Source organism: Candidatus Hydrogenedens sp. (assembly GCA_035378955.1).
Taxonomy (GTDB): domain Bacteria; phylum Hydrogenedentota; class Hydrogenedentia; order Hydrogenedentales; family Hydrogenedentaceae; genus Hydrogenedens.
The window spans coordinates 1-14,043 of sequence record DAOSUS010000079.1; the positions used below are offsets into that span (position 1 = coordinate 1).

At 38.4% G+C, this 14,043-nt stretch carries 13 protein-coding genes and 1 tRNA gene; 8 read left to right on the plus strand and 6 right to left on the minus strand.

What is annotated here, in order from left to right:
• Positions 1–1,005: 1,005 nt before the first annotated feature.
• From PLA12_12340 to PLA12_12360, 5 genes are all read right to left on the minus strand, one after another.
• Positions 1,006–1,137, minus strand: coding sequence for a hypothetical protein (locus PLA12_12340; GenBank protein ID HOQ33285.1), 132 nt, complete (start codon positions 1,135–1,137; stop codon positions 1,006–1,008).
• Positions 1,138–1,249: 112 nt separating this feature from the next.
• Positions 1,250–1,326: transfer RNA gene (locus tag PLA12_12345), tRNA-His, on the minus strand.
• 48 nt (positions 1,327–1,374) lie between these two features.
• Positions 1,375–2,310 (minus strand): GDP-mannose 4,6-dehydratase, encoded by a 936-nt coding sequence (locus tag PLA12_12350; GenBank protein ID HOQ33286.1) that lies wholly within the window; start codon positions 2,308–2,310, stop codon positions 1,375–1,377.
• Entirely contained in the window at positions 2,307–3,317 is a 1,011-nt protein-coding gene (gene gmd / locus PLA12_12355) for a GDP-mannose 4,6-dehydratase (GenBank protein HOQ33287.1), read from the minus strand. The genes PLA12_12350 and gmd overlap by 4 nt, the downstream gene beginning before the upstream one ends.
• Before the next feature lie 9 nt (positions 3,318–3,326).
• The gene (locus tag PLA12_12360) at positions 3,327–4,283 is read right to left on the minus strand and encodes a GDP-mannose 4,6-dehydratase (GenBank protein HOQ33288.1); all 957 of its coding nucleotides are present in this window, start codon (positions 4,281–4,283) and stop codon (positions 3,327–3,329) included.
• Positions 4,284–4,387: 104 nt separating this feature from the next.
• Here PLA12_12360 and PLA12_12365 point away from each other — a divergent pair, with 104 nt between their 5' ends.
• From PLA12_12365 to PLA12_12380, 4 genes are all read left to right on the plus strand, one after another.
• Positions 4,388–4,513, plus strand: a complete 126-nt coding sequence (locus PLA12_12365; protein HOQ33289.1) for a hypothetical protein — start codon at positions 4,388–4,390, stop codon at positions 4,511–4,513.
• Entirely contained in the window at positions 4,506–4,658 is a 153-nt protein-coding gene (locus tag PLA12_12370; GenBank protein HOQ33290.1) for a hypothetical protein, read from the plus strand. Before PLA12_12365 ends, PLA12_12370 begins: the two co-directional genes overlap by 8 nt.
• A 145-nt stretch (positions 4,659–4,803) precedes the next feature.
• Positions 4,804–5,229, plus strand: coding sequence for a cyclic nucleotide-binding domain-containing protein (locus PLA12_12375; protein HOQ33291.1), 426 nt, complete (start codon positions 4,804–4,806; stop codon positions 5,227–5,229).
• A gap of 229 nt (positions 5,230–5,458) precedes the next feature.
• Complete coding sequence (locus PLA12_12380) at positions 5,459–6,601, plus strand: hypothetical protein (protein ID HOQ33292.1); 1,143 nt, start codon at positions 5,459–5,461, stop codon at positions 6,599–6,601.
• 113 nt (positions 6,602–6,714) lie between these two features.
• Here the strand turns inward: PLA12_12380 and PLA12_12385 are convergent, their stop codons facing one another.
• On the minus strand, positions 6,715–7,602 hold the full coding sequence (locus PLA12_12385) for a TIM barrel protein (GenBank protein ID HOQ33293.1): 888 nt from the start codon (positions 7,600–7,602) through the stop codon (positions 6,715–6,717).
• A 236-nt stretch (positions 7,603–7,838) separates the two neighbouring features.
• Here PLA12_12385 and PLA12_12390 point away from each other — a divergent pair, with 236 nt between their 5' ends.
• From PLA12_12390 to PLA12_12405, 4 genes are all read left to right on the plus strand, one after another.
• Positions 7,839–12,068: a DUF5011 domain-containing protein gene (locus tag PLA12_12390; GenBank protein HOQ33294.1), complete on the plus strand. Its 4,230-nt coding sequence runs from the start codon at positions 7,839–7,841 to the stop codon at positions 12,066–12,068.
• A gap of 190 nt (positions 12,069–12,258) precedes the next feature.
• Entirely contained in the window at positions 12,259–12,804 is a 546-nt protein-coding gene (locus PLA12_12395) for a hypothetical protein (GenBank protein ID HOQ33295.1), read from the plus strand.
• A 33-nt stretch (positions 12,805–12,837) separates the two neighbouring features.
• Entirely contained in the window at positions 12,838–13,659 is an 822-nt protein-coding gene (locus tag PLA12_12400) for a glycerophosphodiester phosphodiesterase family protein (protein HOQ33296.1), read from the plus strand.
• A gap of 6 nt (positions 13,660–13,665) precedes the next feature.
• Positions 13,666–14,043 (plus strand): HD domain-containing protein (locus PLA12_12405; GenBank protein ID HOQ33297.1); only part of this gene is annotated, 378 nt, incomplete at its 3' end.

Sequence of the window (14,043 nt, forward strand, 5' to 3'; positions counted from 1 at the left end):
TTAAACAAGGGAAAGTTACAATTTTCATCAGCATATTATTACTATGCAGGGCATAGTCCTATATCAGGGATACCTTTTGATATTGATAAAGACGGTATTTATGATTTAATTATTGCGAATAATGCTTCAAATGATGTATCCTTTGTTTTGGGAAGGAAACCATAAAATCTGATAATCTTTGAAACAAATTTGTTAAAAAGAATGTCAAATTTAGCGTTTTATTGATTTTAAATACTATAAGAAGGAGTTTTGTCTTATGGATATGGTAAAGAAAATATTAAAGTGGGTTGGGATTGTAATTCTTGCTCTAATTCTTGTTTTATTGTTATTTAAATTCTACGCAGATCGTACTTATTTTAATAACTATGATCCCAAACTTCCCTTGAATGTTCGGGTTGAAGAAGTAAAAGAAATCAATGATGAAATAGAGGTTTTTAATGTCAAACGCCCCAGGCATTTTCAAAGCATTAAATTTTCTTATGAAAGTAGACCTGGCGAACGCGTTCCTGCTTTACTTTTGTTACCTACAGAATTGAAAGGAAAAGTTCCCTGTGTTATTTTTCTTCATGGGATTGGACAGAGTAAAGGTTTTATACATGAAATAGCAGGACCTTTCACGGAAAAAGGATTTGCAATGGTCAGTTTTGACCAGAGTATGCAAGGAGAACGAAAAATTCAAGGCGGATGGTTAAAACAAGCAATAGCCTTTCGTCAACGCCCATGGAAAACCATTAATGATGCACGAAGACTTATTGATTATTTACAAACACATCCGGATATTGACGCTAATCGTCTTTATCTGGTTGGTGCAAGTTATGGGGCTATTACTGGTTGCACCCTTACTGCATTTGAAAAACGAATTAAGGCGTCTATACTTGTGGTAGGCGGTGGCAATATCAAAAGAATGCTGGATGCTCCCGCAATCAAAAATAATGCTCCGAAATGGCTTCATGCTATAGGGAAACCTATTGTTTCGTTTATTATGAATGTTGCTGACCCCATTCACTACGCAAAAAATACTTCCCCGACGCCGTTATTATTTTTGAATGGCGACCAGGACACATTGGTTACCCCGGAAGCAGGAAAAATATTGTTTGAGGCAGCGGGAGAACCTAAAGAGATACGCTGGTATCCCATTGACCATCCTGGTTTGCGGGATAGCGATGGGATTAAAATAATTCAGATGTTGGACGATGGACTTGCCTGGTTGGTGGAACAGGATAATAAGGTAAAACAGAACAAAGTAGGATGGTACCGGGGCTGGGAGTCGAACCCAGGACATCTGGAACCACAATCCAGTGCTCTAACCAACTGAGCTACCCCGGCACCTATAATTATTTTACAAAAAAATTATTAAAAAACGCAAGATATATATTAAACGGTGGGATTTATTTTCTCTCTCCAATATATTAACAAGTCATTCAGAATATCTTTTATGTCGTATTTCGGTTCCCAGGAAGTGTCTGTTTTTAGTTTTTCATAACTCCCGCATATTATAGGTATGTCGTTGGTGCGTGTCCTTTCCTTATCAGTACAAATCTCAACTTTTATGCCGGTGATTGTCTGAAGGATATGGATGATTTGTTTTAGGGAATGAGACTTACCTGAGCATAAGTTATAGACTTCACCGTTTCCCTTTCCTTGGGCGAGTAATTCATAGGCACGGACTACATCGGATACATGCAGGAAATCGCGTTCTACCTCAATATTTCCAACATGTAAAACGGGCTCTTTCCATCCTTTTTCAATTTCAACAAATTGTTTAGCAAAACTGGATAAAACAAATCGTTCGTTTTGTCCTGCCCCCGAATGATTAAAAGGACGAACGATAACTGTTGCTAACAGTCCCTTTTTATGAATGTATTGGCAGTAAAAATCTGAGGCAAGTTTTGATATGGCATAGGGATTTTGAGGATTTAACGGATGTGTCTCGTTCACAGGCAAATAATGCGGAGGTCCATATACCTCTGAAGTGCTGATAAATATAAAGGTAATGTTTTGCCCAAAATGGTTATTCAATATTTGTGTTAATGTGATGACGCTGTCGGTATTGGTTTGAAAACAGGAGAGTGGGTCTTGCATGGATTGTGGAACAAAACTAATAGCGGATAGATGAAATACATGGGAGACAGGACCTATGGTTTTGAGGAAGTTTTCGGTTTGCTCTTTATCCAATAGATTGCAAGTGTGTATACCTGTTTGAGAGGTAATATCGCAACCGATTACTTCCCAACCCGAGTTCTGGAGATGTCGGGTTAGATGTTTGCCGACAAAACCTCCGGTACCGGTAATGAGAGCCCGTTTGCTCATGCTTCTGCCTTTGATTCGCGAATATGTTTCTCAACAAATTTCAAGTCAGCATCTACCATCATTTGAACTAAATCGGAGAATGAATGTTTCTTTCTCCATCCTAATTTTGCTTTGGCTTTGGAACAATTGCCCAGAAGCAAGTTTACTTCTGCGGGACGATAGAATTGTTGGTCCGTTTTAACATACTTTTGCCAGTCCAGTCCAACATGTGAAAATGCAATCTCACAAAATTCACGGACGCTATGCGTTTCTTCACTGGCAATAACATAATCATCGGGGGTATCCTGCTGTAACATTAACCACATGGCTTCAACATAATCACCCGCAAAACCCCAGTCCCGTTTGGCTTCCAGATTTCCTAAAAGCAATTCATTTTTCAATCCATGAACAATACAGGCAACTCCATGAGTTATTTTTCGTGTAACGAACTCAAGCCCTCGCCGTGGGGATTCATGATTAAAAAGAATGCCTGAACATGTAAAAATATCATAACTTTCCCGATAATTTACGGTAATCATGTGACCATAAACTTTTGCGACACCATAGGGACTACGCGGGTGGAAAGGAGTATTTTCTGTTTGAGGGGTTTCCTTTACCTTACCAAACATTTCGCTGGAAGAAGCCTGATAGAAACGGATTTTGGGATTTACTACACGAATGGCTTCTAATACGCGTGTAACGCCTAATGCGGTTACATCGCCCGTTAGAATAGGTTGCTTCCATGAAGTAGGGACAAAGGACTGGGCCGCGAGATTGTATACTTCATGCGGGTTGGCAGTTTGGATAGCCTCAATCACAGATACCTGGTCTGTTAAATCCGCTTGAATGAGGGTAATATTATCCTGAATATGAGCAATGCGTTCGAATGTTTCCGTGCTTGACCTGCGGACAATACCATATACCTCATATCCTTTTGATAGTAAAAATTCTGCGAGATAAGAGCCATCCTGTCCAGTAATTCCTGTTATCAAGGCACGGCGTTTTTCTTTGTTTCCGATTTCTTGCATGTTTATCTCCTAATCAATATTGTAAAACTTTTTGAACCAGTGAACATAGCGTTGAATACCTTCTTCTACGGGGATGCAGGGTTTGTAGTTAAGTAAAGTTTGGGCATGTGTAATATCTGCATAGGTGATTTCTACATCCCCCGGTTGATAAGGTTGCCATTCAATTTCCGCAGGTTTGCCTACACATTTTGAAATGATTTCTATTAGGTCAATAAGTTTTGTTGTTCGACTTTCACCCAGATTAAAAATTTCATATTGAAAGGGTCTCTCAATACTTTTCATAATCCCATCCAGAATATCATCAATATAAGTATAATCACGAGCGGAAGTCCCATCGCCAAAAAGAATGACAGGTTTCCCTGAGATGATTTGCTTTGTAAATTTATGAATTCCCATATCGGGTCTTTGTCGCGGACCATATACCGTAAAAAAGCGGAGCATGGTTACATTCAGTCCGTAGATGGAACTATAAACATGGGATTGGAGTTCATTTGTTCGTTTGGTTACTGCATAGGGACTGATGGGAAACATTACGGGGTCCTCCTCGGAATAAGGGATGGCTTTACTTCCTCCGTATACCGATGAACTGGACGCAAATACAAGATGAGAAGGACGGATATCCCGACAAGCATCCAATATGTTTTGCGAACCGATAATGTTTATTCGGTAATACTCCTCGGGATTTTCAAGAGAAGGACGAACACCGGCACGGGCAGCAAGGTGAACCACTACATCCGGTCTTTGTTTTTCAAAAATTTCATATAGGGTTTCTCTGTCGCATATATCTGCTTCATATAATGTGAAAAGGTCAGATTTGGAAGCCGTTTCTATATATCTTCGTTTTATCTGTGGGTCATAGGTTGGACTAAAATCATCCATTCCAATAACCTCATGTTTGCATGCTATAAGTCGGTCTGCAAGGCTGGAACCAATAAATCCCGCTACACCTGTTATTAATACTTTCATAAACTTCCCCTTATGTTATTTACATGGAATTAAAAGTGTAATAAAAAAACTTTTCAAAAGGCAAACCTTTTGATTTTTTTGTTTCATTAAAGGAGCTGTTATTTATGTTTATATCTCCGCAAATCGGGAATAAATTTTTATTAAAGAAAATATTTTCTATGCCGATAATAAATATTGGAAGCCGACACATGGAGGTTGAGGCAAAAGACACGGAAGTCAGGAATGCCTGAAAGGGCAAGCATCCAGAATAGCGCCATGACAGAAGACTGTCGTGGCGTTCTTATTTTAAATTGTTATGAATTAAATCAATTGTATTTTTTCCTACCCATCGTTCATGGTAAAAAGACTATGCAAAAATCCGCTATGTATATGTAATGTATAGCACACATTAATCCTGTTATTACTATAATCTAAATCCGCTCTTATTTGTAATTCCATTTTTGTCACCAATATTTATCGTGAAACAAATGTTTATAAAATTATGTTATATTTTATAAGAATGTTTTTTTGGAGTGTAAACATGGAAAATTTGGCGAAGTATCAACAGTATGCAGAAAAAATAACAATATTTAAAGAACTAACAGCTGAAGAAGTTGCCCATCTTCTCAAACAGGGGAGGGTTTTTGATTATCCTCAAGGAAAGACTATTTTTTATGAAGGGCAATTAGGTTCGGCTTTGTTTGTTATATTATCCGGTAAAGTTGGATTGTATAAAAAGGCGAAAGAAATTGCGGTAATTGGTGTTGGGGATGTTTTTGGGGAAATGTCCGTATTAAACAAATCGCCGAGAACGGCGTCTGCGGTAGCACTTACACCTGTTCGTGTTTTTACGATGGATGAACACCAATTGTCTACCATGATGGACACGAAAATTGCCGTTCGTTTTTTAATGAATATTATCCATGTTCTTTCGGAGCGATTAGAACGAATGAATAAAGGTGCATGAGGAAGAATTGCTAATCCTGAATCCCCTAGCTTAACTCTTTTGCTCGATAGCCAATCAAAATAATGAAGACAAATAAAGAGAATAATAAAGACCTATAAGTCGTAGGGAACAGATTTATTTTATATATGTTCTCTTTTCTTTCCTTCCAATTACTTTTATCGCTTCTTTTTTGTTACAATAAAATTAGATATTGATGTAAAAATCTAAAATTGGAGGAATATAATATAAAATGATTGAAAGAGTTGTTCGGATAATAAAGTTTTTAGTGTTTAGTGTGTTATGTCTCATATTAACCTTTTTTGTTTTAGTGAGTTTGTTTGATAATGTTTTGGCTTTGGTGGATTTGCCCAATTACAATTATATTCCCGATATTAAAAAGCTTAAAGAAGAGGGAAAATTAAAAGAAGCCTATGAACTTGCACAATATGTTACAAAAAATCCGGACCTTCCCGAATATTTAGAAGCCCAAAAATTAGCGGAAGAATTGGATCAGGAAATAAATTCGTTTTGGGGTAGAGCCAAAAGGGTTGTTAACGGTTTTATTTTTGGCTCGGGTGATTCAATTGAAGAAATCGTAGGGGGTATGGCTTCCGATTTAATTGCGTATGGGGATGTTCGAGATTTGGTGAAACAGGGTTATTATAAAATAACAGGAAAAGAGACAGACGCGGTAATTGTAGCATTGGCGAGTATCGGACTATTGACAGAGTTTGTAGATATTGCAGATTGGGTACCATCTATATTAAAAGCATTTCGTAAAGTAAAATCAATTACAAACAAATTTGCTGATTTTATTATCTCAAGTTGTAAAAAGTCTGCAAAAGCTATGAAACTGGACGATTCTTTAGGACTTGCCTTTAAGAATATCCAAAAAATGGTGGACAAAGTTGGGATGAGTAGGGGAGCAACTATTATGAAACATATAGATACGCCATTAGATTTGGATGTTGTGGTGAAGATGATGGATAAAAATTCGGATGCAGTTTATTTGGCGGTGAAAAATGGAGGAAGTGATGGAATAGATGTAATTAAGAAGGTATCTTCTATGGATAATGGGGTTGACTTGTTATCTATAGCGGGGAAGAAAGGTCCTGCAGGAATTCAATTCCTTAAAAAGGGAGGGATAGTTCATCGATATGCAATTATTACCCGAGTGGGAGCAAGGTTAGCAAAAAATATCTATTTAGGGCGAGTTTATAATTTATGGAAGGCTCAATTTTCTTTAATTCCAAAACAATTTCGATGGGGAATTTTTGGAATTTTGTTATTAGCAACCGTGTTTTGCTTTTATAATGTCGGGAAAGAATTTTGGAAGATTTATCATGACATAATATTATCAAGGAGAGTAAAAAGCACGGTCTCTTCAGGATAATATTTCGGTTGAGGGAGAGCAAATATTTGTAATTATTAATTAAATACAGTATTTTTTAGTAAGAAGCAAACTATTTCCGAAATAAAATGCTGGATAATTCTCTAACAAAAATTTTATACATTACATATTTCGAAGGCGCGTTTTAGGGATTGGAGAGGATCGGGGTTTTTAGGGACGAATTCGTGGGCGACGAAGCCATCATAATTCAGTTCTACGAGCACTTCGCAAATTCTGCGATAGTTTAATTCTTGTGTTTCGTCAATATCATTTCTACCCGGAACGCCACCTGTATGGATATGTCCGATGTATTGAATGTTATCTTTGAGTGTCTGGATAATATCGCCTTCCATAATTTGCATGTGGTAAATGTCATAGAGGAGTTTAAAACGCGGGGAAGCAATGCGTTTTGCTAATTCTACGCCCCAGGAGGTATGGTCGCACATATAATTTTTGTGGTCGCGTTTGCTGTTGAGCAATTCCATAATAACATTAACACCTAATTGCTCTGCTAAGGGCATAATTTCTTTTAGCCCTTTAACGCAGTTTTCTAAACCTTCTTTATCATCAATTTTACCGCGATTGCCGGAAAAGACAATCATGTTGGTAAGTCCTGCTTCGGCGACTTCACGGAGGCGTTTTGCTGCATTGTCAATGAGGTGTTTATGGTTAGCGGGGTCATTCCAACCTTTTTCAATTCCGCCGGGACCGTTTGCCATTGTGCAAATAAGTCCATGCTCTTTAACAATTGCCCATTCGTTCGGGTCAAGCAAATCAATACCAACCAAGCCGATTTCTTTTACTGCTTTGCAAAAATCAGGCATGGGGATTTTCCCATAACACCAGCGTGAAACGGATTGCTTTATGCGTCCCTTGGATGGTGTTGTATCCTGAGCAGAGGTAGTTGTGGCTATGATAGGTGAGGTTAATGTGGCGATGGAGATTGTCTTGATAAAATCGCGACGGCCTGTTTTATGTTTTATGGTTTGTTCACTTTTTTTCATTGGGTTACTCCTTTGTTAAGTAATTGATATATTTATGATTGTAGTATTTTTTATTTGCATTATAAAAATCAAATTGTATAGTATAATATAACTTTTACGGTAAATAAAGAAAAATTTATTTGACAAATGAGTTAAAATTGTGTAATATATAGTATGTAGTTTTTTCGTTTTCAAAATTTTGTAATGAAAACAAAGGAATTTAGGTTAATAAAACAATGAACAGTGGAGGCAAAAAAATGAAAGCAGGAAAGTTTATCGCAAGTCTAACAAGCACACGCACAACCATCTCTGTATGTCTACTGATGATAGGCTTCCTTGTGGTAGCGATGAGTGCACAAGGATTGGTGAGTGTAACGAAACAGATAACAGGACTGGATGCCAATGGCTACTTTGTCAATGGCACGACAGAATTATCTGTTCAGGTTACAATCAATTATGATGGTTCTGAAGGGACGATTACTGCTTTGGGATATGAAGAAAAGATTCCTGCAGGATTTTCCTATTTAGGACCCTTAGCCAGTGAATATCCAACCCCGCCCATAGTTCCGAATGCAGGGCAAACAGGAACACTGAATTTTGCTTATATCTTTGTTCCTTCGTTCCCGGCAACCTTTACCTATCGGATTGCCTGCCCGACTTCAATATGCGAACCGGGACAACTTGAAGGTAAGGTTTTATATCGTACAACGGGACCTCAATTAGAAAGTGCTACTACTATCAATGTTATTCAATTAGAGCCAACCAGTCTTTCCTTTACTCGTGAATTATCTGGTCCAGGTGTATCGGGTGTAAATAATAATTTTTACATTCCAGGTCAGGATATATATGTAACCATTCATATAGAGAAGGAAGGACCTCAAGCAATAACAGCATTGGGTTTCCAGGATACATTGCCAACAGGCTGGACCTATCAGGGCTTATTAGAAGGTAGTTTGCCGGTTGAGCCTACAATAGGAAAAACGGGCTTGTTAGAATTTGCTTATGTTGATATTCCTTCATTTCCTGCTCAATTCACATATATTGTAAATGTTCCCGAAAGTTTTTCTGGACCGGCGGTGATTGGTGGAGATATTGTTGAAGGTTCAGAAACAAAATCGAGTGCGGTTGTCTATCGTACTTGTGGTGACTCTATACTTTCGCCTAAAGTAGAAACAAATTTAGATGGTTCAGTTCCTTGTTTGTTAGTTAGTCGGAGTTTCACGAGGAACTATTATATTCCGGGTCAAGTTGTAGAGGTTACAATAAATATTCGTATTAATCCGGATAGTCCATGTCCGAGTCCTGTAACGGCATTAGGTTATGAAGAATTTATTCCTGCAGGTTGGACTTATGAAGGACCCTTAGCCAGTGAAAATCCAACACCACCAATCGTTCCTAATTATGGTGCTACGGGAACATTATCCTTTGCTTACATTTTTGTTCCGAATTTATCAGGAAGTGGTGCTTCTTTCACATATCGTATGAAAGCCAGTGAAAGTTCCTCAGGACCTCAAACAATTACAGGTCGGGCTAAGTATCGTTTGAGTGGAGGAGAATTGCTGAGCGATATAGCAGTGAGTGAGTTAATAGATGATACACCGCCGGAGTTGACATTATTAGGTGATGCAGAAGTAACTATAGAATGCGGTTCGGAATATCAAGATGCGGGAGTCACAGCAACAGATGTTCCGGATGGTGATTTAACCGAACAAATTCAGGTAACAAACAATGTAAATACATCGGTTCCGGGCGATTATACCGTTGATTTTTCTGTTACAGATAGTTCTAACAATACAGTTACGGCACAGAGAATAGTTCATGTAGTAGATACAACAAAGCCGGTGATAAGCTTGTTAGGTGCTAATCCCTTTGACGTAGAATGTAAATCAACATTTAACGACCCAGGTGCAACTGTAACAGATTGTGACCCAAATGTGGTAGTAAATGTTTCAGGAACAGTAGATACGAATACAGTGGGAGAATACCCGCTAACCTATACAGCTACTGATGCTTCAGGTAATAGTGCTGACCCTGTAACACGCACTGTTCGGGTGGTAGATACGACAAAACCTGTAATTACAATTATAGGCCCTAATCCGTATTTACTGGAATGCCATAGTGTATATAGTGACCCAGGAGCAACAGCGACTGATGCATGTCAGGGTAATGTGACGGTTACAAATAATGCGGCAACAGCCGTCAATGCAAATGAGCCGGGTGATTACACGGTGACATTTACAGCAACCGATGCTAATGGAAATACAGCAACAGCGACGCGTACCGTCCAGGTAAGAGATAACTTAGCACCTACTGTTACCATAATTGGTGCTAACCCACTTACGGTGCAATGTGGTTCTGTGTTTAATGACCCAGGTGCAACGGCAAATGATGCATGTGATGGAGCCCTAACAGTAAATAAGACGGGAACAGTTAATACAAATCAGGTAGGTAGTTATCAGATTACATATACTGCCACAGATCGTGCAGGTAAGACAGGACAAGCAATACGGACTGTGAATGTTGTAGATACCACAGCTCCTACGGTGACTCTAAACGGAGCTGCTGAGATTACCCATGAATGTGGATTAAACTTTGTTGACCCAGGTGCAACGGCAAATGACATATGTGCGGGCAATTTGGAAGTTGTAGTTAGCGGTTATATTTATGAAAATCAAGTAGGCGATTATACACTGGTATACACCGCTACTGACAATAATAACAATAGTGCAAACAAAACGCGAACAATTCATGTCGTTGACACTCAAGGTCCCGAAATCACATTAAATCAAGAAGAAATGACCATTGAATGTAAAGGTGTATTTACAGACCCAGGTGCAACAGCACTTGATAAATGTGATGGTATACCACAGGTGTTAACTGCTGCGGCTATATATGAAATTAAGAGCATATATGAATTATATGAAGTACCTTCTGTAGATACATCCTCTGTGGGAAAATCATATAAGGTGCGCTATGTAGCCGAAGATGCTTCAGGTAATACATCATCAAAGGATATGCCTGTTCAGATTGTAGATACAACTCCTCCTGTAATTACTCTTAATCAAGAAGAAATGGTAATAGAATGTGGTGAAGTGTTTATAGACCCAGGTGCAATAGCACTTGATGAATGTGGTGGTATACTACAGGTGTTAACTGCTGCGGCTATATATGAAATTAAGAGCATATATGAATTATATGAAGTACCTTCTGTAGATACATCCTCTGTGGGAAAATCATATAAGGTGCGCTATGTAGCCGAAGATGCTTCAGGTAATACATCATCAAAGGATATGCCTGTTCAGATTGTAGATACTACAAAACCAGTTATTAATTTATTAGGTGAAAATCCGATTATTGTAGAATGCAAATCGAACTTTGTTGACCCGGGTGCAACAGCAACAGATACATGTGATGCAAATGTTGCTGTTACGGCCACAGGCACGGTGGATACAAATGTAGTTGGTTCGTATACAATTACATACACAGCAACTGACGATTCGGGCAATTCTGCAAATCCAATAACCCGTACAGTCAATGTTGTAGATACAACAAAACCAGTAGTAACACTACTTGGTAATGCGGAAGTAGTGTTAGAATGTAAATCTACATTTAACGACCCAGGTGCAACAGCAACAGATGGTTGCGGTGGAAACTTAGAAGTTGTAACCGAAGGTAATGTAAATGTCAATACACCAGGTGAATACACGCTAACCTATACAGCCACGGATGCTTCGGGTAATTCCGATTCCAAGACTCGTGTTGTCCGTGTTGTTGATACACAGAAGCCGACAATAACCTTGAATGGAGATAGTGTAATTGAAATTCAAGTAGGACAAGCCTTCAACGACCCAGGTGCAACAGCAACTGATGATTGTGCCGGTGCTCTTGAAGTTCAAGTATCTGGTAAAGTAAATACCAGTGTTGCTGCTACATATCAACTTGTTTACACGGCACAAGACCCATCAGGCAATAAAGCACAAGTTAGCAGAAAGGTTGTTGTGAAAGAGGCTCCTGTGATTATTACAGGAAATCTATCCGTTACTCCTGCGGTTGTTGACTTCGGTAAACAATTGATTGGAAAGACATACAAACAGAAGATTGTCCTTGCAAACAAAGGCAAGATTGCTGTCAATGTGGCAATTGATGTTAAGGATACAGCCAACAATGTATTTGCAGTAACATTCGAGTCTGCAAATATAGAAGTGCCTGCGGGCCAGGCGAAGTATGTTGAAGTAGCATTTGCTCCGAAGAAAGTCGGAACATATGCTGGTAAGGTACTATTTGTTGTATCGGATGGTGTCAGTGCTGCGAAAGAGGTATATGTTGACCTTACAGGTGAAGGTTACAAACCGAAACGCAGATTCTTATTCATCTCTTGTTCGCCGACAGAAGGAACAACCAACTACATGGGTGATTTGATGTTCATCACGATGACAAGTGCGGTAATGTTCTTCGTCCTCAGAAGGAAAAGAGCCAATAATAGTTAAGACGCAGTAGATAACAATTGATATAATTCCGACCCCTGCATCAAAGACGATGTAGGGGTCGGTTGTTTTATGAGTATGGAAAACGGAATTTAATTTGTGCGTATACTTTTTTTACAATATTAAGAACCAAACTCTATAAAAAGACATTATAATAATAGACTATTAATAAAAATTATACTGGAGAATTTGGATGAAAAATTTGTTCTTTCTTACTACCTTTATTTTTATTCTTCTTTCAATTCAATCACAGTTGTGGCCTGATAATCCACCTGTTTTAACCATTCAACCGTCTCCCCAGTATGATTATGTTTTTGGTTTTGTAGAAGTAGGAAAAATGTCTGAGAAGGAGATGTATATTATCAATAAAGGACAGGGGATATTGTCCGGGTCTGTTACACTGGAAAATACAGAGCAGAGCAATTCTAATGACGAAAAAGTATTTTTTATAACAGGTGATACAAATTTTTCCCTGTTTGAGAACCAATCTGCGGTAATCAAAATTAAATTTATTCCCCTGAAAGCCAAAGAATATCAGGGCAAGTTAAAAGTAGTTGCATCCGAAGGACAAAGTGCAGAAATAACTCTTCAAGGGATAGGAATTAAAGCCCCTAAAGCATATTATCTTTTTGGATGTGGACAATCTTCTGAAAATAAAATGTCATATTATATAGATTTTGTATCTATCCTACTCACTATATTATTCCTTGCCACAAGAAAAAAAGAAATAACGAATTAGAAAAGAAACAAATAACATAAGGACAATTTAATAATGAGAAAAGTTTCTTTTATAGGATATATTGCCTTCTGTTTGTTTTTAACAAGTTCGACGCTATTTGCAGAAGCAGGAAAGGTCTCTTTGCCTGCTCCCAAACATGGGGGTGTATATGTAATTTCCCATCGTGGATTTCATCAGGGTTATCCAGAAAATACCTTGATAGCCTATCAAAAAGCCATTGAGTTAGATGTCGATTTCATCGAGATAGATTTGCGAACAACAGCGGACGGGGCAATTGTAAGTATTCATAATAGTAAGATAGATGATTATACAAAGGATGTTAAAGGAGAAGTATCAAAGTTTTCATTAGAGGAATTAAAGAAGATAGATATTGGTAGTCGTGTTGGGACCGAATTTGCAAACCAGCGAATCCCTACTTTTGATGAGATTTTAGAATTATGCAAAGGGAAAGTGGGGTTGTATCTGGATATGAAAAATGCAGACCCTAAAGAAGTCCTTGAAAAACTTGATAGGTATGGGATGAAACATCGTGTTGTTTGGTATGGAGGCCCGAGGGTCCTTGAGACTGTAAAAAAAGAATGTCCAGACTGTTTTATCATGCCCGACCCGGGACCCGAAAAGCATCTTGAATACATCCTCACACGGTTTTCTCCACCTGTGATTGCATCGGATTTCAAATCATGCACGGCAAGTTTTGTGAAAACCTGTCATGAACGGGGAGTGCTTGTGTTTATGGATGACGCAGGACCTGACTCCTGGGAAGAAGTGATAAATCGGGGTGTTGATGGAATACAAACAGATTTTCCTCATAAACTTATCGAGTATCTTGAGAAGCAAGGTCAAAAAAAGGAGTAAAGATTGATGATTCAATTAAATACGGGAAGGGTCTTGCAGGCAATAGATTTCGTAATGGCTTTGCATAAAGAACAGAAAAGGAAAGGTCGAGATGTCCCTTATGTAACCCATTTGTTCATTGTTGCAAGTAAGGTTCTGGAAGAGGGAGGAGATGAAGACCAGTTTGTTGCAGCATTATTGCACGATTCAGTTGAAGACCAGAGTCAACCTTTTGCTGTCAAGATGGCGGATAGATTTGTGGAAGTGTTAGAAAAAGATGGTAAAGAAAATAGGGAATCGTTTCTAACATCTATGATGGAAAAACAGGATGGGAATAAAGATGCTTTTGATTTATTGAAAAAGATTGAAATTATGTTTGGTTCTAAGGTTGCTTACTATGTAATG